18 protein-coding genes are annotated in these 17,765 nt (G+C 69.3%); 9 read left to right on the top strand and 9 right to left on the bottom strand.

Annotated features, from left to right (window positions below):
* Positions 1-143 precede the first annotated feature (143 nt).
* The 4 genes from TSO221_RS12785 to rph all read right to left on the bottom strand — a co-directional run bounded on the left by TSO221_RS12785 (position 144) and on the right by rph (position 3,029).
* A complete protein-coding gene (locus TSO221_RS12785; protein ID WP_109118881.1) occupies positions 144-329 on the bottom strand; it encodes a hypothetical protein in 186 nt (61 codons plus the stop codon).
* Positions 330-443: 114 nt separating this feature from the next.
* Positions 444-1,601, bottom strand: coding sequence for a radical SAM family heme chaperone HemW (gene hemW / locus TSO221_RS12780; protein WP_109118880.1), 1,158 nt, complete (start codon positions 1,599-1,601; stop codon positions 444-446).
* The gene (gene rdgB / locus TSO221_RS12775) at positions 1,598-2,197 is read right to left on the bottom strand and encodes an RdgB/HAM1 family non-canonical purine NTP pyrophosphatase (protein WP_109118879.1); all 600 of its coding nucleotides are present in this window, start codon (positions 2,195-2,197) and stop codon (positions 1,598-1,600) included. Before rdgB ends, hemW begins: the two co-directional genes overlap by 4 nt.
* 115 nt (positions 2,198-2,312) lie before the next feature.
* Positions 2,313-3,029 carry a ribonuclease PH gene (rph, locus tag TSO221_RS12770; protein WP_109118878.1) on the bottom strand — a complete coding sequence of 239 codons (717 nt, stop codon included), beginning with the start codon at positions 3,027-3,029 and terminating at the stop codon, positions 2,313-2,315.
* 164 nt (positions 3,030-3,193) lie between these two features.
* On the opposite strand from rph, the gene hrcA reads away from it, so the two are divergent.
* From hrcA to TSO221_RS12750, 4 genes are all read left to right on the top strand, one after another.
* A complete protein-coding gene (hrcA, locus tag TSO221_RS12765) occupies positions 3,194-4,228 on the top strand; it encodes a heat-inducible transcriptional repressor HrcA (RefSeq protein ID WP_109118877.1) in 1,035 nt (344 codons plus the stop codon).
* A gap of 46 nt (positions 4,229-4,274) precedes the next feature.
* Positions 4,275-4,886: a nucleotide exchange factor GrpE gene (grpE, locus tag TSO221_RS12760; RefSeq protein ID WP_109118876.1), complete on the top strand. Its 612-nt coding sequence runs from the start codon at positions 4,275-4,277 to the stop codon at positions 4,884-4,886.
* A gap of 139 nt (positions 4,887-5,025) precedes the next feature.
* Positions 5,026-5,391 (top strand): response regulator, encoded by a 366-nt coding sequence (locus TSO221_RS12755; RefSeq protein WP_109118875.1) that lies wholly within the window; start codon positions 5,026-5,028, stop codon positions 5,389-5,391.
* A complete protein-coding gene (locus tag TSO221_RS12750; RefSeq protein WP_109118874.1) occupies positions 5,388-5,717 on the top strand; it encodes a DHCW motif cupin fold protein in 330 nt (109 codons plus the stop codon). Before TSO221_RS12755 ends, TSO221_RS12750 begins: the two co-directional genes overlap by 4 nt.
* On the opposite strand, the gene TSO221_RS12745 is transcribed toward TSO221_RS12750, so the two are convergent.
* Positions 5,704-6,594 carry a DUF1848 domain-containing protein gene (locus TSO221_RS12745; RefSeq protein ID WP_109118873.1) on the bottom strand — a complete coding sequence of 297 codons (891 nt, stop codon included), beginning with the start codon at positions 6,592-6,594 and terminating at the stop codon, positions 5,704-5,706. The genes TSO221_RS12750 and TSO221_RS12745 overlap by 14 nt on opposite strands.
* Before the next feature lie 73 nt (positions 6,595-6,667).
* Between TSO221_RS12745 and TSO221_RS12740 the strand changes: the two genes are divergently transcribed.
* Positions 6,668-7,150 (top strand): hypothetical protein, encoded by a 483-nt coding sequence (locus tag TSO221_RS12740; protein WP_109118872.1) that lies wholly within the window; start codon positions 6,668-6,670, stop codon positions 7,148-7,150.
* A 30-nt stretch (positions 7,151-7,180) separates the two neighbouring features.
* Here TSO221_RS12740 and TSO221_RS12735 read toward each other — a convergent pair whose 3' ends face one another.
* The gene (locus TSO221_RS12735; protein WP_109118871.1) at positions 7,181-7,384 is read right to left on the bottom strand and encodes a hypothetical protein; all 204 of its coding nucleotides are present in this window, start codon (positions 7,382-7,384) and stop codon (positions 7,181-7,183) included.
* Positions 7,385-7,976: 592 nt separating this feature from the next.
* Here TSO221_RS12735 and dnaK point away from each other — a divergent pair.
* The 3 genes from dnaK to TSO221_RS12720 all read left to right on the top strand — a co-directional run bounded on the left by dnaK (position 7,977) and on the right by TSO221_RS12720 (position 12,607).
* Positions 7,977-9,914, top strand: coding sequence for a molecular chaperone DnaK (gene dnaK / locus TSO221_RS12730; protein ID WP_109118870.1), 1,938 nt, complete (start codon positions 7,977-7,979; stop codon positions 9,912-9,914).
* A 112-nt stretch (positions 9,915-10,026) separates the two neighbouring features.
* Entirely contained in the window at positions 10,027-11,184 is a 1,158-nt protein-coding gene (gene dnaJ / locus TSO221_RS12725; RefSeq protein ID WP_109118869.1) for a molecular chaperone DnaJ, read from the top strand.
* Between the two features lie 295 nt (positions 11,185-11,479).
* Complete coding sequence (locus TSO221_RS12720; RefSeq protein WP_109118868.1) at positions 11,480-12,607, top strand: GGDEF domain-containing protein; 1,128 nt, start codon at positions 11,480-11,482, stop codon at positions 12,605-12,607.
* Between the two features lie 348 nt (positions 12,608-12,955).
* Here the strand turns inward: TSO221_RS12720 and TSO221_RS12710 are convergent, their stop codons facing one another.
* From TSO221_RS12710 to TSO221_RS12700, 3 genes are all read right to left on the bottom strand, one after another.
* A complete protein-coding gene (locus TSO221_RS12710) occupies positions 12,956-13,681 on the bottom strand; it encodes a Bax inhibitor-1/YccA family protein (protein WP_109118866.1) in 726 nt (241 codons plus the stop codon).
* A 132-nt stretch (positions 13,682-13,813) separates the two neighbouring features.
* Positions 13,814-16,327, bottom strand: a complete 2,514-nt coding sequence (locus TSO221_RS12705; RefSeq protein WP_109118865.1) for an FtsX-like permease family protein — start codon at positions 16,325-16,327, stop codon at positions 13,814-13,816.
* A 1-nt stretch (position 16,328) separates the two neighbouring features.
* Entirely contained in the window at positions 16,329-17,060 is a 732-nt protein-coding gene (locus TSO221_RS12700; RefSeq protein ID WP_109118864.1) for an ABC transporter ATP-binding protein, read from the bottom strand.
* 57 nt (positions 17,061-17,117) lie between these two features.
* On the opposite strand from TSO221_RS12700, the gene TSO221_RS12695 reads away from it, so the two are divergent.
* Positions 17,118-17,765 carry an arylesterase gene (locus TSO221_RS12695; RefSeq protein WP_109118863.1) on the top strand — a complete coding sequence of 216 codons (648 nt, stop codon included), beginning with the start codon at positions 17,118-17,120 and terminating at the stop codon, positions 17,763-17,765.

Raw genomic sequence — 17,765 nt, 5'->3', positions numbered from 1 at the left:
GCAAGTCGGGCGACCGCGCTCCGCCTACGATCGCCTTCGGCGCCCGTTGCCTGCGGCACCGGCTCCACGCTCCCGGGGCTCTCGGCGGATCTTCGATCCGCCTGACGCCGTCAGCGCTGGCTGCGCCAGCGCGAGAGGGTTTGCTAATCGTTCCACGGGTAGCCGCTGTCCACCTCGGCGAGGATGGCGGTCTCGCGCCGCCAGTCCGTGTGGTCGTGCAGCGGCAGCGTCGGCGACGGGGCGTGCAGGTGCGCCTCGTGGGTGTGGCGCGGCGTCATGGCGCCGATCGTCGCGGCGTCGGGGACGTACGGGGGCAGGGGACGGGGCATCGCGGGTCTCCATCGGGAGCGGTGGGTTCGGTAGACGAACACTGCCCCATCCCAGCCTATTCCCGCTGTGAGCCGGCGCACACGCGCCGCACCTTTCCGCCCCCGTGCCCGACCTTACGCCAGCAGCGCCGACAGCACGGCATTGAGCCGCTGCCGCCCGGCGTGCGTCGCGCGGATCGCCGTTGCGTCCACCTCCAGGAAGCCGCCGTCCACCAAACGTTTCAACGCCTTCGCGTCGACCAGAACGTCGAGATCGCGGCCCGTCTCCTCGACGAGGCGGGCGCGGGCGACGCCCTCGGTCAGGCGCAGGCCCATCATCAGCAACTCGGTGCCGCGGGAGCCGGTGTCGATGGGCTCCGGCGCGTGGCCGCCGTGGCCGCCGCGCTCGACGCGGTCCAGCCAGATTTCCGGGGCGCGGTGGGCGCGGGTGGCCCATTTCCCCCCGTCCAGCGTCAGCCGGCCATGCGCGCCGGGGCCGACGCCGACATAGTCGCCGTAGCGCCAGTAGGTCAGGTTGTGCCGGCTCTCCTCGCCGGGGCGGGCGTGGTTGGAGATCTCGTAGGCCGGCAGGCCGGCGGCGCCCAGCAGGTCTTGCGTCGCCTCGTAGAGGTCGCCGGCCAGATCTTCGTCGGGGATCTCGAACTCGCCGCGCTGGTGGGCCGGGAAGAACGCCGTGCCCTCCTCGATGGTCAGCTGGTAGACCGAGAGGTGCCCCATCGCGAAATCCAGCGCGCGGGTCAGCTCCGCCTGCCACGCCCCCACCGTCTGCCCGGGTCGGGCGTAGATCAGATCGAAAGAGAAACGATCGAAGGTGCGCGCCGCCAGCTCGATGGCGCCGATCGCCTCCGCGGCGTCGTGCTGGCGGCCAAGGAAACGGAGCGACGCGTCGTCCAGCGCCTGGATGCCCAGCGACACCCGGTTCACCCCCGCCGTGCGGAACGCCTGGAAGCGGCCGGCTTCGATGGAGGTCGGGTTGGCCTCCAGCGTCACCTCCAGGCTGTTGGCGACGCGCCAGCGCTGCTGGATGCGGTCGATCAGCGCAGCGGTGGTGCCGGGGTCCATCAGCGACGGCGTGCCGCCGCCGAAGAACACCGAGGTGACGGTGCGCCCCACCGTTGCGTCAGCGTAATGATCGAGCTCACACAGCAGTCCGTCGCGCCAGCGCGCCTGATCGATTCGCTCGCGGACGTGGCTGTTGAAGTCGCAGTACGGGCACTTCGATTTGCAGAAGGGCCAATGGATGTAGATCCCGAAGCCGGGATCGGGGGTCATCGGAAGCATCGCTCCACGAGCTGGCGGAAGGCGTCGGCCCGGTGGCTCATCTCGTGCTTCTTGGCCGGGTCCATCTCACCGAATGTAAGGTCATGCCCGTCGGGAACAAACATCGGATCGTAGCCGAACCCCTTTTCCCCGCGCGGCGGCCACACCAGCGTGCCATAGCAGCGGCCCTCCACCGTCTCCATGTGCCCGTCGGGCCACGCCAGCGACAGCGCGCAGACGAAGTAGGCGGAGCGGTCGGCCTTGCCGGCCAGCCCGTCCTCGACCTTTTGCATGGCGATGCGGAAGTCCTTGGTCGGTCCGGCCCAGCGCGCCGAGTAGATCCCCGGATCGCCGCCCAGCGCCGGCACCACCAGCCCGCTGTCGTCGGCGAGCGCGATGTGCCCGGCCTTGGCCGCCGCCAGCGCCTTCAGTTCCGCGTTCGCAACGAAGGTGAGGCCGGTTTCCTCCGGTTCGGGCAGGCCGAGTTCGATGTTCGACTTGAACGACTTGGCGTAGGGCCGCAGCAGGTCGGCGATCTCCCGCACCTTGCCGGGGTTGTGCGTGGCGATGACCAGCGTGTCGCCGGTGAAGTGGCGGGGGGTGGTCATATCCTCAGAACCTTTTTTGGCCGTCATTCCCGCGAAGGCGGGAATCCAGCCGATTCACGCGCATCTGCGGGAAATTATGGATCCCCGCCTTCGCGGGGATGACGAAGAAAAGGACCTACAGGCCGAGCGCCGCCTTTTGCAGGGCGACCAACTCGTTGACGCCCTTCTGCGCCAGTTCCAGCAGTTCGAGGAACTGGTCGTGTCCGAAGGGCTTCTCCTCCGCCGTGCCCTGCACCTCGACGATGCCGCCGCGGCCGGTCAGCACGAAGTTGGCGTCGGCCTGGGCGTTGGAATCCTCGGCGTAATCGAGGTCGAGCACCGCCTTGCCCTGGAAGATGCCGCAGGAGACGGCGGCCACCTGGTCGGTCAGCGGCATGCGCTTGATGGCGCCGATGCTCAGCAGGTGCTGGAAGGCCAGGTGCAGCGCCACGTAGGCGCCGGTGATCGACGCCGTGCGGGTGCCGCCGTCGGCCTGCAGGACGTCGCAGTCCACCTTGATCTGCACCTCCGGCATGGCGGCGCGGTCGGTGACGGCGCGCAGCGCGCGGCCGATCAGGCGCTGGATCTCCTGCGTGCGGCCGGACTGCTTGCCCTTGGCTGCCTCGCGGTCGGTGCGCGAATGGGTGGAGCGCGGCAGCATGCCGTACTCCGCCGTCACCCAGCCGAGGCCGGTGCCCTTGAGGAAGCGCGGCACGCTGTCATCGACGCTGGCGGTGCACAGCACGTGGGTGTCGCCGAAGCGCACGAGGCACGAGCCCTCGGCGTACTTGGCGAAGCCGGGTTCCAGCGTGACGGTGCGCAGCTGGTCAAGGGCGCGGCCGGAGGGGCGCATCGGCATAGATCCTGTCTTTGCTTAGGAATGGGGCTTAGGAATGGGCAGGGAAGCTAGCGCCGTGCCTTCCCTAAGTCCAGGCCCGGGCAGACCCGACGTTGATTCGGTTGCGCGACCTGCCTAAATTCCAACGCGCACACCGCGCATGGGAATTCGCAACCGACATGATCTCCGAGCTGAACCAACGGTCGCGCGAGATCTTCCGGCACATCGTCGACGCCTACGTGGCGACCGGCGAGCCGGTCGGCTCGCGCACGATCTCGCGGCGGCTGGGCATGGCCCTGTCGCCGGCGACCATCCGCAACGTCATGGCCGACCTGGAGGAGCTGGGGCTGCTCTACGCCCCGCACACCTCGGCCGGCCGCATTCCGACCGAGCTGGGCCTGCGCCTGTTCGTCAACGGCATCCTGGAGGTCGGCGCGCTGACCGAGGACGAGCGCGAGTCCATCGAGGCCAAGTGCTCGTCCTCCGGCCGCGCGCTGTCCGACGTGATGCGCGAGGCCTCCGCCATGCTGTCCGGGCTGTCGCGCTGCGCCGGGCTGGTGCTGGCGCCGAAGACCGACCGGGCGCTCAAGCACATCGAGTTCGTCTCGCTGGGGCCGGGCCGGGCGCTGGTGGTGCTGGTCAACGAGGACGGGCTGGTCGAGAACCGTGTCGTCGAGGTGCCGGTCGGCCTGCCGGGCTCGACCCTGCAGATGGCGTCGAACTACCTGACGTCGCGCCTCGTCGGCCGCACGCTGGACGAGGCGCGCAAGGAGGTGCTGCGCGAGATCGGCGAGCAGCGCACCGAGCTGGACGAGGTGTCCAAGCGCGTCGTCGCCGCCGGGCTGGCCACTTGGGCCGGCAGCGCCGGCGACGGCCAGCTGATCGTGCGCGGCCAGGCCAAGCTGCTGGAGGACGTCACCGCGCTGTCCGACCTGGAGCGCGTGCGCTCGCTGTTCGAGGCGCTGGAGACCAAGGAGGCCATGCTGCGCCTGCTGGAGGCCACCGGCCAGGGCGACGGCGTGCAGATCTTCATCGGCGCGGAGAACGTGCTGTTCAACCATTCCGGCTGCTCGCTGATCATCTCGCCGTTCCAGAACAGCCGCGAGCAGGTCATCGGCGCGATCGGCGTCCTCGGTCCCACACGGATCAACTATGCCCGTATCATTCCCCTGGTGGACTACACGGCGAAAGTCATCAGCCGCCTCGTCGGCTGAGGCGGATGCCCCGGAAAACAACAAGGTCGAGATCAACGAGAGAGACATGAGCGACACCAACAACACCCCCGCCGACCCCAAGCTCGAGACCAACGGCCAGCCCGCCGCCAACGACGCCGCTGCCGCCGCCGCGCCCGAGGCCGGTGGGGAGGACCGCGTCGCCAAGCTGGAGGCCGAGGTCGCCAGCCTGAAGGACCAGCTGCTGCGCGCCATGGCGGAGACCGAGAACACCCGCCGCCGCGCCCAGCGCGACCGCGAGGACGCCTCGAAGTTCGCCGTGTCCAGCTTCGCCAAGGATCTGGTGGGCGTCGCCGACAACCTGCGCCGCGCCCTGGAGGCGGTGCCGCCCGAGGGCCGCGAGAAGGACGAGATGCTCAAGAGCCTCGCCGTCGGCGTCGAGGCGACCGAGCGCCAGCTCCTGGGCGCCTTCGAGCGCGCGGCCATCAAGAAGGTCGATCCGACCGGCGAGCCGTTCGACCCGAACTTCCATCAGGTGATGTTCGAGATCGAGAACACCGGCAAGCCGGCCGGCACGGTCGTCCAGGTCCTGCAGCCCGGCTACACCATCCATGGCCGCTTGCTGCGCGAGGCGATGGTCGGCGTTGCCAAGGCTCCGGCCGACGGCGGTGCCGCGCAGCACATCGACACGACCGCCTGACGCCTATCGGGCGCATACCAGAGATCCGGGAGCGGCGCATCGCCGCACCGCCCCCGGCCTTGCGCAAGCGGTTCGCATTTGCGACTCTCGCGGTTTGTGCTGCGCCGCGGCAGCATGCTCCGATAGCAGAGGCGACACTGTGGCGAAGACGATCCTGACCGTCGACGATTCCAAGACCATCCGCGACATGGTCTCCTTCACCCTGCAGAAGGCGGGCTACGCCGTGCAGGAGGCGGCGGACGGGGCGGCCGGCGCGGCGCTGGTCGCCAAGCAGAAGTTCGACTGCATCATCACCGACCTGAACATGCCGGGCATGGACGGCCTCGCCCTCACCCGGGCGGTGCGCGCCAGCGCCACCAACCGCGCCACCCCGGTGCTGCTGCTGACCACCGAGGCCGACCCCGCCAAGAAGACCGCGGGGCGTGAAGCCGGCGCCACCGGCTGGCTGGTCAAGCCGTTCAACCCCGAGAAGCTGGTCGAGACGGTGCGGAAGGTCTGTCCGTGAAGATCGCCGACCTGCCGTTCGGTACCACGGACTGGAACGAGGTCGAGCCGACCATGCACCCGGGCGAGCGCGGCCACGCGCTGTGGCGGACCCGGCAGTTCGGCGACATCCGCGTCCGTATGGTCGAGTATTCGCCGGGCTATCTGGCCGACCACTGGTGCAGCAAGGGCCACATCCTGCTGTGCCTGTCCGGTGCAATGGTGACCGAACTGGCGGATGGGCGGACCTTCACGTTGACGCCGGGCGTCAGCTATCAGGTTGCCGACGGCGCCGAGCCGCACCGCTCCTCCACCGAGACGGGCTGCACCCTGTTCATCGTGGATTGACCGCGAACAGGAACTCCCCCTCCGGATCGTGCGCCTGGAACCGGGTGCGCGCCGTCGTGCGGCTCGACACCGCGTAGCAGTAGGCGCAGCCGTGCGGGCAGGTGTCGTAGGCGCCGATGTCGCGGCTCTCGGCGCACAGGCAGCCGGGGCGGTTGCCCTTCTGCCGCGCCGCCACCGGCGCACCGGCCACATCCGACAGCCGCGCTGCATCGACGCAGCGCGCCGCCTGCACACCGGGAACGTCCGCCAGGTCCGGCTGCGTGCACAGCGTCAGGGCCATGCCGTTCTCCGCCGCGATGCCGGAAAGGGTGGCGAGCAGGGCGCGCTCCTCCTCCGCCACCGGCGCGTGCCAGGAGAAGCCGGCCACCCGCGCCGCCGCGTCCAGATTGCGGGCGGTCTTGCGGTAGGGCTGCATGAAGGACACGGTGACCTCGTCGGTGACGCCGCGCAGCGCCGCGGCCAGCCGGGCGAAGGTGTCGCGGTGCCAGACGGGCGGCGTCAGCGTGGTCAGCACGATCGGGTCGTAGCGCCACACCGCCGCCCGCGGCCCCCAACGGTCGCGCACCGCGCGCAACTGCGCCACCGCGTCGTCCCAGGCGATGACCGAGCGTTCCAGCGCCCGCGGGTAGGCGGTGACCGTCACCTGCGCGACGAACGGCGTGCCGCGGGCGTCCACGGCGTCGAGGGCGGCGCCGAACGGTGCGAGGTTACGGGTCCAGAACACGAAGCCGTCCACCGCGGCCGGTGTCAGGTCGACCTGCCCCGGCGGGCCGCCGTAGGGGTTGACGACACGTGCGTAGCCGGCCTCCAGGCGGTTGAGGAACCAGCGGCCATAGAAGGCTGGAATGTCGGTGCGGTAGCTGGCGGAGACGATCATCCCGCTTTCATGGGCCGCCGCCCACCGGCTATCAAGGGCCGGCTATCAAGGGCGCCCCAGCGCGGAGGAAGCGATGAACGAGGATTGGAAGGCGGTGGAGTGGGCCGGCACGGTGCGCTTCCGCGTGCCGATGGGCTGGACGGTGTCGTCCGAGGACCGCGAGGGGATCGAGGTGCTGGCCTTCGATCCCAACGACTCCGGCGGCGGCACGTTCCACGTGCTGGTCGACGAGCGTGCCCCGCGCCCCGGCGAACCGGCGGAGGCGGTGCTGCACGAGATGGCGTTGCGCTTCGTGCGCCCCGACGACGCCCGGGTCAGCGACCGCAGCGTCGAGGAGCGGGAGGACGGCGCCCGCCTCGCCCTGGCGGCGATGGCGACGGAGGAGGACGGCCGCGCCGAGAGCCACTATTTTTGGTTGCTCGGCCGCGTCCGCGACGGGCGGGTGCGGGTGGCGATGTTCAGCTACACGGTGCCGGCGCTGTTCGACGGGCAGGAGCCGCACGTCTCGAACCTTGCCGGGCTCGACGCGGCGATCCGGGCCGCGGAGCTGCTGTAGCGCGGGGGCGTTACAGCCCCCGCCGCCGGATCAGCAGTGGCCGACGCCGCCGGCCATCAGGGCCTTGAGCTGCATGGCCTTGGGGTCGGCCTCGATCGCCGCCTCCTCGGCGGCCATGGCGGCCAGCCCTATGAAGCGGGCCAGATCGTCGAGATCGCAGCGCGCGGCGTCGTCCTTCAGGCTGTCGAGGCAGGATTTGATGGCAAGCGCCACGCCGCGCCGGTCTTCGAACATTGGATCACCCTTCAACAGGTTATCTGCCAGGATACTGTTCATCGGCGGCAACCTTCTTTCGCAAGGACCGGCGCCGCGTTGCTACAGCATATAACATAAATGCACGCTGGCTTCACCAGATGAATCTTGCGACAAACAGTCGAATCTTGCGTCAATAAGCAGTTAACGCGCGTCTTCGATCGGTGGAATCGCGCAAACGCCGCTGATTACTATTAACAGGAGGTTAACGGCGACATATTGTCCGAACTTTCCTGGTTGCGCTACTGTGCGAGTGCTTCGCGCCCCGGTAAGAGCTGTTGCCGGAGGCGGCGTATACGAAACATATCACTGTATGCGGCGGGATTCTCTTGGCCCGCGTGGATGCTGGGTTTCCCACCGGAATGGAGCGAGGGGCTGCGTCATCTTCGCGCAATCCCGCTGCAATCTTCCTCGTCCGGAAGCGCGGCGGGCGTTGCACGCCGTGGCGCACCTGCCTATATCTCCGGCGACAGTCGCGTTTCACCCCGACACGTTCCAACCGAACCGAATGGGGATCACGGCGGTGCCGGTTCACTGGGCCGCCGCCGATCTGCCGGAAAACAGAGGTTTAGACATGAGCAAAGTCATTGGCATCGACCTCGGCACCACGAACTCGTGCGTGGCCGTGATGGAAGGCTCCAGCGCCAAGGTGATCGAGAACGCCGAGGGCGCGCGCACCACCCCATCCATGGTCGCGTTCGCGCAGAACGGCGAGCGCCTCGTCGGGCAGCCGGCCAAGCGTCAGGCGGTGACCAACCCTGAGAACACCCTTTTCGCGATCAAGCGTCTGATCGGCCGCCGCTACGACGATCCGCTGACCGAGAAGGACAAGGGCCTCGTTCCCTACAAGATCATTGCGGGTGACAACGGCGACGCCTGGACCGAGGCGCACGGCAAGAAGTACAGCCCCAGCCAGATCAGCGCCTTCATCCTCGGCAAGATGAAGGAGACGGCGGAGAACTACCTGGGCGAGAAGGTGACCCAGGCGGTCATCACCGTCCCCGCCTACTTCAACGACGCCCAGCGCCAGGCCACCAAGGACGCCGGCAAGATCGCCGGCCTGGAAGTGCTGCGCATCATCAACGAGCCGACCGCGGCCGCGCTGGCCTACGGCCTGGAGAAGAAGGGCGCCGGCACCATCGCCGTGTACGACCTCGGCGGCGGTACGTTCGACATTTCGGTGCTGGAGATCGGCGACGGCGTGTTCGAGGTGAAGTCGACCAACGGCGACACCTTCCTCGGCGGTGAGGACTTCGACGCCCGCATCATCGACTACCTCGCCGACGAGTTCAAAAAGGAGCAGGGCATCGACCTGCGCAAGGACAAGCTGGCCCTCCAGCGCCTCAAGGAGGCCGCGGAGAAGGCGAAGATCGAGCTGTCCTCGACGACGCAGACCGAGGTCAACCTGCCCTTCATCACCGCCGACCAGTCCGGCCCGAAGCACCTCAACGTCAAGCTGAGCCGCGCAAAGCTGGAAGCCCTGGTCGACGACCTCGTCTCGCGCACCATCGAGCCGTGCAAGGCGGCCCTCAAGGACGCCGGCCTGAAGGCCAGCGAGATCGACGAGGTGATCCTGGTCGGCGGCATGACCCGCATGCCCAAGGTCATCGAGGAGGTGAAGAAGTTCTTCGGCCGCGAGCCGCACCGCGGCGTCAACCCGGACGAGGTGGTCGCCATCGGCGCCGCCATCCAGGGCGGCGTGCTGAAGGGCGAGGTGAAGGACGTCCTGCTGCTCGACGTGACCCCGCTGTCGCTGGGCATCGAGACGCTGGGCGGCGTGTTCACCCGCCTGATCGACCGCAACACCACGGTGCCGACCAAGAAGTCGCAGGTCTTCTCGACCGCCGAGGACAACCAGACGGCCGTGACCATCCGCGTCTTCCAGGGCGAGCGCGAGCTGGCCGCGGACAACAAGATGCTCGGCCAGTTCGACCTCGTCGGCATCCCGCCGGCGCCGCGCGGCGTGCCGCAGGTCGAGGTGACCTTCGACATCGACGCCAACGGCATCGTCTCGGTGATGGCGAAGGACAAGGCGACCGGCAAGGAGCAGCAGATCCGCATCCAGGCCTCGGGCGGCCTGTCGGACGCCGACATCCAGAAGATGGTGAAGGACGCCGAGGCCCACGCCGCCGAGGACAAGAAGCGGCGCGAGCTGATCGACGCCCGCAACCAGGCGGACGGTCTGATCCACACCACCGAGCGCTCCATCAAGGAGGGCGCGGAGAAGGTGCCGGCGGCCGAGAAGGACGCGGCCGAGCGCGCCATCGCCGACCTGAAGGCGGTGCTCGACGGCGACGACCTGAACGCCATCAAGTCGAAGACCGACGCGCTGGCCCAGGCCTCCATGAAGATCGGCGAGGCCATGTACAAGGCCGGCGCCGGTGACGCCGCCGGTGCGGCGGCGGGTGCCGCCGCCGGGGCCGCCGGTGCGGGCGCCGGGCATCAGGCCGAGCCGGGCGTGGTCGATGCCGATTTCGAGGAAGTCGACGACGACAAGAAGAAGTCGGCGTAAGTCACGCCCGGGTCCGACCGGACTCGTGCTATACCGTCCGGCCCGCCGCCCGAAGTTCCGGGGGCGGGCCGGAACGGTGTTTTGGGGCTAACGCGAGGCGCTCGGGGCTTCCATGGCGAAACAGGACTATTACGAACTCCTCGGCGTGGCGAAAACCGCCAGCGCGGACGATCTCAAGAAGGCGTACCGCAAGCTGGCGATGCAGTACCACCCGGACCGCAATCCCGGGAACGACGAAGCCGAGCATAAATTCAAGGAAATCAACGAGGCCTACGACGTCCTCAAGGACGAGCAGAAGCGCGCGGCCTACGACCGCTTCGGCCATCAGGCGTTCGAGAACGGCGGCCGGGGCGCCCCGGGCGGCGGCTTCGGCGGCGGCGGGTTCGACTTCGGCGGCGGCGGCTTCGCCGACATCTTCGACGAGATGTTCGGCGAGTTCATGGGCGGTGGGCGTCGCCAGGGCGGCGGCGGCTCCGGCCGCGGCCAGGATCTGCGCTACAACCTGGAGATCGGCCTGGAGGAAGCCTTCAAGGGCTCGCAGGCCACGGTCCGGGTGCCGACCTCGGTGGCGTGCGAGAGCTGCAGCGGCACCGGCGCCGCGGCCGGCACGCAGCCGATCACCTGCCCGACCTGCGCCGGCCACGGCAAGGTGCGCGCGCAGCAGGGCTTCTTCACCATCGAGCGCACCTGCCCGGCCTGCCACGGCCAGGGCCGCATCATCAAGGACGCCTGCAAGAGCTGCGGCGGCGCCGGTCGCCAGCGCAAGGAGAAGACCCTCCAGGTCAACATCCCGGCCGGCGTCGAGGACGGCACCCGCATCCGCTTGGCGGGTGAGGGCGAGGCGGGCCTGCGCGGGTCGCCGCCGGGCGACCTCTACATTTTCCTGGCCATAGCACCGCACCCGCTGTTCCAGCGCGACGGCGCCAACATCCACTGCCGGGTGCCGATCCCGATGGTGACGGCGGCGCTGGGCGGCGCGGTGGAGGTGCCGACCATCGACGGCACCAAGGCCAAGATCACGGTGCCGGCCGGCACCCAGTCGGGCCACCAGTTCCGCCTGAAGGGCAAGGGCATGTCGGTGCTGCGCAGCCCGCACCGCGGCGACATGTTCATCCAGGCGATGGTCGAGACGCCGATGAACCTGACCAAGCGCCAGCAGGAACTGCTGCGCGAGTTCGAGAAGGCCGGCGGCAAGGACGGCGGCACCAACCCGCAGTCCGAGGGCTTCTTCGCCAAGGTGAAGGAGCTGTGGGAGGACTTGAAGGAGTAGCACGCGGCTTCGGGTCCGCTGTGGAACGAAACGGGAGGGCGGTTGCCCTCCCGTTTTTCTTTGTCTGCGCCTTTCGTCGTGTCATCGCGTCGCAGCCGGTCCTACCACTGACGCCTTGACGGGTGCTCATTGTAAGAGGAGTTATCGGGCCGTTCGTGCACGCTCCACGGGGCCGGGCCGTCTTCGCCCGCGTGCCGAAGATTACACAGCGAAGTAAGTTGCCGGGAGGGAGGATCGCGTGTATCCAGGGGCCTCGAATCTCCTCAGACGCTTTGCGGAAAAGGCGTTCCAGGCCGTGAGCGGTGATCTGTCCCTCGAGCAGCTGCGCGACCTGGTGCACCCCGGTGGCCACACGCCGATCATCCAGCGGCGCCGGGCCGTCCTCATCCATTCCCGCGTGCGCATGGTGGCGGCGGCGTTCGCCGTGCTGACGCCGCTGTGGATCGGCATCGACGTCGTCATCTTCCAGTGGCCGCTGTGGGGCTGGCTGGCCCTGTTGCGCATCGTCGCCAGCGCGGCGTTCGGCGCGCTGGCGCTCGGCTACCGGATCAGCGACGACATCGGCTCGGCGTGGCGCGGGCTGGCGCTGCTGCTGGCGGTGCCGACGGTGTTCTTCCTGCTCTCCCACCCCATGCTGAACCAGCAGGAGATCGTCGGCGTCGCCGCCGCGGTCGGGGCGGGCTATGCGTTCCTGCCCTTCGTCATGGTGGCGGGCTTGAGCGTCTTCCCGCTGACCGCCATCGAGGGGCTGGTGTTCGCGCTGCCGCTGTTGTCGGCGCATCTGGCGGCGGGGCTCTACGGCTCGCTGGTCTTCCCGTTCCCCAGCTATGTCGGCGCCTTGTGGCTGCTGCTGCTGATCACCGTGGTGGCGGCGCTGGCGGCGATGAGCCAGCTGCATTTCATGATGGCGCTGGTCGACCAGGCCTCGCACGACGGCATGACCGGCGCCTTCGGCCGGCGCATCGGCGAGGAGCTGCTGCGCCTGCAGTTCGCCCACGCCCAGCGCAGCGAGCACCCGCTGGCGCTGGTGTTCGTCGATCTCGACGACTTCAAGAAGGTCAACGACCGCTACGGCCACGACGAGGGCGACCGGGTGCTGCGCAACGCCGCCGACGCCATCCGCGGCATGCTGCGGCAGAGCGACATCCTGGTGCGTTGGGGCGGCGAGGAATTCCTGCTGGTGATGCCCAACACCGCGCGCGAGGGTGCGCGGGCGGCGGCCGAGCGGCTGCGCTCGCTGGGATTCGGCAATCGGCCGGACGGCAGCCCGCAGACCGCCAGCATCGGCATCGCCGAGTACATGGCCGACCGCCCCGAGGACTGGGAGCGAATGGTCGACCTCGCCGACCACCGCATGTACCTCGCCAAGCAGGCCGGCAAGGACCGCATCGTGGCGGTCGAGATGGCGGACGCGGCGCAGTAGGGCGCTATTTCCTGCGCCGTGCGGATGCCTTGTTTGCCGTCATGGCCGGGCTTGTCCCCATGGGTGCTAACTTAGGTACCTGTTACCACCTCCTGCACCCTTTTGGCCGTCATCCCCGCGAAGGCGGGGATCCATACGTTCCACAGCCTCTTGCTTTGCGGGTTATGGATCCCCGCTTTCGCGGGGATGACGGTCAGGAAAAGTATCTGGAGCGACGTACGAGGACTTAACTTGGCGCCCATGGGGACAAGCCCGGCCATGACGGAATGGAAGCGCATTGGCGCTTTGCGCCCAAACGAAAACCGCCCGGGGGATGGCCCCGGGCGGTTGGTTCGAGCGTTTCGCCGCTTACTCGTCGCGCTGGCCCAGGAACGACAGCATGAACTGGAACAGGTTGATGAAGTCCAGGTACAGCGTCAGCGCGCCCATCAGGGCCAGCTTGCCGCCGCTCTCGCGGTCATAGCCCTCGGCGTAGCTCTCCTTGATCGCCTGCGTGTCGTAGGCGGTCAGGCCGGTGAAGATCAGCACGCCGATCACCGAGATCGCGAACTGCAGCGCGCTCGAGGCGAAGAAGATGTTGACCAGGCTGGCGATCAGGATGCCGATCAGGCCCATCACCAGGAAGCTGCCCATGCCGGACAGGTCACGCTTGGTGGTGTAGCCCCACAGGCTCATCGCCAGGAAGGTCGCGGCGGTGACGAAGAAGGTCAGCGCGATCGACGCCCCGGTGAACACCAGGAAGATCGACGCCATCGACAGGCCCATGGCGGCGCAGTAGGCCCAGAACACGCCCTGGGCCGCCGCGAACGACAGCCGGTTGATGCCGAACGACAGCACCATCACGAAGGCCAGCGGCGCCAGCATGACCACCCACTTCAGCGGGGTGCCGAAGATGGCCTGCAGCATCGCCGGGCTGGACGCGACGAAGAGCGCGACCAGGCCGGTCACGATCAGGCCGCCGCCCATGTAGTTGTAGACGCGCAGCATGTGCTGGCGCAGGCCTTCGTCGAAGTAGCCCCGATCGAACGCCCGGCCCGCGGCGGTGTCGTAGCGCTGGAAAATCGGGTCAGCCATTGTGGTTTCCTCAGAAGCGATGTTGGTCTCGACATCGTAGCATATCGTGGAGTCCACCGCTTCGTTCAAGATGTCCGTCGGGCGGCCCGGGCTTCATGAACGAAGCTTCATGCCACTGTCATGCAAGCGCCGCTACTCGTTGCGCAGCAGCGGCGCCGCTGGCTGGCCGAGCGCCCGCCACGTGCCCAGGAAGCCGAAGACCAGCGTGATCGCCGTGCACAGCGCCGCCGTCCACAGCACGGCCGAGGGCAGGAAGGTCCAGTCCCAGCGCATCAGCCGCGTCAGGATGGCCCACGCCGTGATGGTGCCGATGACACCGGAGATCAGCGCGGTGACCAGCCCCAGAAGGCCGTATTCCATCAGGAAGGCGCCCAGCACGTCCTTCCGCGTCGCCCCCAGCACCTTCAGCACCACCGAATCGTAGACCCGCCGCCGGTGCCCGGCCGCCACCGCGCCGGCCAGCACCAGCGTGCCGGCGATCAGCGTGATCGCCGCGGTCAGCCGCACCGCGAGGCCGATGTTGCCCAGCATGCCGGCCACCGTCTCCAGCGCGTCCTTGATGCGCACGCTGGTGATGTTGGGGAAGCGCTTGAGCACCGCGCGCTGCACCGCCGGCTCCACGTCGACGGGCGCGCGGACGGTGGCGATCCAAGTCTGCGGAGCGGACTCCAGCACGCCCGGCGACAGCACCAGCGCGAAGTTGATGGACATGGTCGAGAAGTCGGCGGCGCGCACGTTCGCCACCTTCGCCTCGATGACGCGGCCGAGGATCGACAGGCCCAGCCGGTCGCCGACGCCGATGCCGAACGCCTCCGCCACGTCCTTGTGGATGGAGAGCAGCGGCGGCCCGCGGTAGTCCTCCGGCCACCAGGAGCCGGCGACGATCTCGCCGTTGCGCGGCGGGGCGGCCGAATAGGTGATGCCGCGCTCGTTGCGGATGACCCAGCCCTTCTCCGGGTTCTTGAGCGCCTTCTCCGCCTCCTCGCCGTTCACCGTGGCGAGGCGGCCACGCAGGCTCGGCACCGCCTCGAAGCCGTGCGTGCCGGGGATCGACAGCACGGTCTGCCTGAAGGCGTCGAACTGGTCGGGCTGCACGTCGACGAAGAAGAAGCTGGGCGCATCCTTGGGGATGACATCGTTGATGCGGCGGGCAAAGTTGCCCTCGACCAGCGCGATGGCGACCAGCACCGTCAGCCCGAGGCCGAGCGACAACACCACGCTGGCCGTCGGGTTGCCGGGCCGGTGCAGGTTGGCGAGCGCCAGGCGCAGCCCCGGCCGCTTCGGCCGCCCGGCGCGCGCGGCGCCGCGGGTGACCAGCCACGCCGCGCCCCGGAAGGCCAGCAGCGTGGCGACGGCGCCGCCGACGAACCACCACGCGAAGCGCTTGTCCGCCGCGGTGACGATGGCCAGCGCCGCCAGCGCGGTGGCCGACGCCGCCAGCGCCGCCACGTAGACCCAGCGCGGCCGGCCGCCGGACGGCGCGATCACGTCGCGGAACAGCGCCCCCGCCGGCACCTCGCGCGCCCGGCCGAGCGGCCACAGCGAGAAGGTCAGCGCGGTCAGCAGCCCGAACAGCGCGGCGACGGCCAGCGCGCCGGGGTAGACGCCGAAATGCGCGTTGATCGGCAGCACGCCCTCCAGCAGCCGGCCGAGCAGCAGCGGCGCGGCGCCGCCGATCATCAGGCCGAAACCGATGCCCAGCGCCGCCAGCAGCAGCACCTGGATCAGGTAGGTGCGGAACACCAGCGCGCCGGGCGCGCCGACGCATTTCAGCGTGGCGATGGTCTCGGCGCGGGCGTCGAGGTGGGCGTGCACGGCGTTGCTCACCCCCACGCCGCCGACCAGCAGCGCGGTCAGGCCGACCAGCGTCAGGAACAGCGTCATCCGCTCGATGAACTGCTCGATCTGCGGCGAGGCGTTGGTGGTGTCGCGCACCCGCCACGCGGCGTCGGGGAAGCGCTTGGCGAGATCCTCCTGCCACGCCTTGGCGGTGGTGCCGGGGGCCAGGGCGACTTTCTCGGTCCAATAGACGATGCTGCCGGGCTGCAGCAGCGCGGTGTCGGGCAGGGCGGCGGTGGAGACCATCAGCCGGGGGCCAAGCGCGAAGGCGCCGGACGAGGCCTTGTCCGGCTCGCGGGCCAGTACGGCGCGCACCTCGATCTCGGCGTCGCCGAGACGCAGGCGGTCGCCGGGCTTCAGCTCCAGCCGGTCGAGCAGCGTGTCCTCGGCCACCGCGCCCCAGACGCCGTTGCGCTGGACGAGCGCGGCGTGCAGGCCGTTGCCGCCGCGCAGCTCGGCTGTGCCGAACAGCGGGTAGGCGCCGTCCACCGCTTTCAGCTCGACCAGGGTGGAGCGCTGCTCGTCCAGCGAGCGCGCCATGCCGCGCATCTCCGCCGACTCGGAGACGCGGCCGGACCGTTTCAGGAAGGCCAGCGCGTCGCCGTCCGGCGGGGTGTAGATCTGGCGGACGCTGACGTCGCCGCCGAGGATGGCGCGCCCGTCCTCCTGCAAGCCGGTCAGGATGCCGCTGGACACCGACTGCACGGCGGCGATGGCCGCGACGCCCAGCATCAGGCAGGCCAGGAAGATGCGGAATCCTTGCAAGCCGCTGCGCAGCTCGCGGAGTGCGAGGCGGAAGGCGAGCATCTCACTCCCCCGCCACGCGCAGGTCTTCGCGCATCCGCCGCTCATCCGCGGCGATGCGCCCGTCGCGCAGCGTCACCGTGCGGTCGCAGCGCCGCGCCAAGGCCGAGTCGTGGGTGATCAGCACCAGCGTGGTGCCGCGCCGCTCGGCCAGCCCGAACAACAGCTCGACGATGGTGGCGCCGGTGTCGAGGTCGAGGTTGCCGGTGGGCTCGTCGGCCAGCAGCAGCGACGGCTCGGCGACGAAGGCGCGGGCGATGGCGACGCGCTGCTGCTCGCCGCCCGACAGCTGGCCAGGATAATGCGTCAGCCGGTGCGCGAGGCCGACCGCCTCCAGCCCGGCGCGGGCGCGTTCGAAGGCGTCCGGCGCCCCGGCGAACTCCAGCGGGATGGCCACGTTCTCCAGCGCGGTCATGGTGGGGACGAGGTGGAAAGCCTGGAAGACGATGCCCACATGGTCGCGGCGGAAGCGCGCCAACCGGTCCTCGTCGAGCGTGCCGAGGTCGTGCCCCGCCACCGAAATCCGGCCGGAGCTGGGGCGCTCCAGCCCCGCCATCACCATCATCATGGTGGACTTGCCGGAGCCCGACGGGCCGACCACGCCGACCCGTTCGCCGCGCCCGACCGAGAGATCCAGGCCCCTCAGGATGTTGACGGGTCCGGCGGCGCTGTCCAATCTCAGGTGGACGTCCTGGAGCTGGACGATCGGAGACGCCGCGGAATCGGGTCGGGACATGCGAAGGGTCTCACCGGGATACGGGACGGGGAACGAATGGGACTTCCGCCATATGGCATGGCATACCGCCTTTTCAACGCCGCGCTGGCCGGCCTGCTGGCCCTCGGGGTGTGGTCGATGAGCGCAGCCGCGCACGCGGCGCCGGTGCGGCTGGTGGCGCTGGGCGACAGCCTGACCGCCGGCTACGGCCTGCCGCCGGAGCAGGGCTTCACCGTCGTTCTGGAGACGGCGCTGAAGGCCAAGGGCTACGACGTGACGGTGGTCAACGCCGGCGTGTCCGGCGACACCACGGCCGGCGGCCGGGCGCGGTTGGACTGGACGCTGGGCGACAGGCCGGACGCCATGATCGTCGAACTGGGCGCCAACGACATGCTGCGCGGCATCGACCCCGGCGTGGCGCGCGCCAACCTGGACGCCATCCTCAAGACGATCAGCGAGCGGAAGATTCCCGTGCTGCTCGCCGGGATGTACGCGTCGGGCACGTACGGCAAGGCGTACGTCGACCGCTTCAATGCCATCTACCCGGAGCTGGCGCAGGCGTACGGGGTGCCGCTCTACCCTTTTTTCCTTGATGGCGTGGCGACGGACGCCCGCCTGAACCAGGGGGACGGCATCCACCCGAACGCCACCGGCGTACAACGGATCGTCGAGGGCATCCTGCCCTATGTCACGCGCCTTTTGGACCAGCGGGCGCACGGAGGCTGA

Origin of the sequence: Azospirillum sp. TSO22-1 (assembly GCF_003116015.1) — a bacterium.
In the GTDB taxonomy this organism is placed as follows: Bacteria; Pseudomonadota; Alphaproteobacteria; order Azospirillales; family Azospirillaceae; genus Azospirillum.
The sequence above is the reverse complement of the archived record's forward strand: the minus strand, read 5'-3'. Positions and strand labels throughout refer to the sequence as shown.